Origin of the sequence: Actinomadura darangshiensis, from assembly GCF_004349235.1 — a bacterium.
Taxonomy (GTDB): Bacteria; Actinomycetota; Actinomycetes; order Streptosporangiales; family Streptosporangiaceae; genus Spirillospora; species Spirillospora darangshiensis.
Genome location: NZ_SMKY01000644.1, coordinates 1 through 1,057 on the forward strand (window position 1 = coordinate 1; position 1,057 = coordinate 1,057).

Genomic DNA, 1,057 nt, shown 5'->3' on the forward strand with positions numbered 1-1,057 from the left:
CGAGACGCTGCGCGCCGACTCAAGTCGACGCAGCTCGTCCGCGTCACCATCACGCAATGCCAAGGGGGCAGCGGTTCGCATACCCCAGTCTCTCAAACAGAAAGAAACTTTTCGAGCGAGACACTAGGGACGAAAGAACCCGCCCGGGGCTCCGGGCGGGTCCTGATCCGTCGTCAATGCGCGGCGAGTTCGTCCTCGGTCGCTTCGGCCTCCGCGGGACGCTCGGAGTCCGTCTCCGCGGGCCGCCATTCGGGCCACGCGTCGATCTTGGTGCGACGGGGGTTCGCCAGGGCGTTGTCCATTGTTACTGCCGTCCTCCTGTTCGGGCCGGGCCGAATTAGACGATGTTCCCGACGACCCGCCCGGTTACGCAAAATGGTCTAGACCGCGGGCCCCACCCCGGGCCCGCGGCGCATTGTCTCCAACAGCCCGGATCGATCATCCATTCCCGAAACCCGGTGGCTCCCGGCGACGCCGCCTGGCACGATCCCCGCCATGGACGTAGCCGAGCTGACCCGCCTCCAGAACCAGGGCACCCGCCTGAAGTTCCTGTTCTTCTGGGGACACCGGACCGCAGGCCCCGGCTACCTCAGCCAATGGTGGCCGGCCCCCTTCACCGTGGACGGCTCGACCTACGCGACCGCGGAGCACTACATGATGGCCGGAAAGGCCCGCCTCTTCGGCGACGAGGAAACGGCCGAAGCCGTCATCGCCGCGTCCCATCCCCGCCGCGCCAAAGACCTCGGCCGCCGCGTCCGCGACTTCGACGAGCAGACCTGGCAGGACAATCGTGTGGCGATTGTCACAAAAGGAAACGAGGCCAAGTTCGCCCAGAACAAAGAGCTCGGCGACTACCTCCTCGGCACCGCGAACCGCATCCTCGTCGAAGCCAGCCCCCTGGACCGCGTCTGGGGCATAGGCCTGGCCGCCGACGACCCCCGCGCCGAGAACGCGACGACCTGGCGAGGCCAGAACCTCCTCGGCTTCGCCCTCATGACCGTCCGCGACTCCTTGGCCTCCTGACCGCCGGAGGGCGGTGTCGGCCGGGGTCAGGGGG

Annotated in this window: 2 protein-coding genes; one reads left to right on the forward strand and one right to left on the reverse strand. The window is 67.8% G+C overall.

Annotation, left to right across the window (positions count from 1 at the left end; genetic code table 11):
- Positions 1–173 precede the first annotated feature (173 nt).
- A complete protein-coding gene (locus tag E1293_RS50450) occupies positions 174–302 on the reverse strand; it encodes a hypothetical protein (RefSeq protein ID WP_279473374.1) in 129 nt (42 codons plus the stop codon).
- 193 nt (positions 303–495) lie between these two features.
- Here E1293_RS50450 and E1293_RS47135 point away from each other — a divergent pair, with 193 nt between their 5' ends.
- Entirely contained in the window at positions 496–1,023 is a 528-nt protein-coding gene (locus E1293_RS47135; RefSeq protein WP_132206679.1) for an NADAR family protein, read from the forward strand.
- Positions 1,024–1,057: the final 34 nt, after the last annotated feature.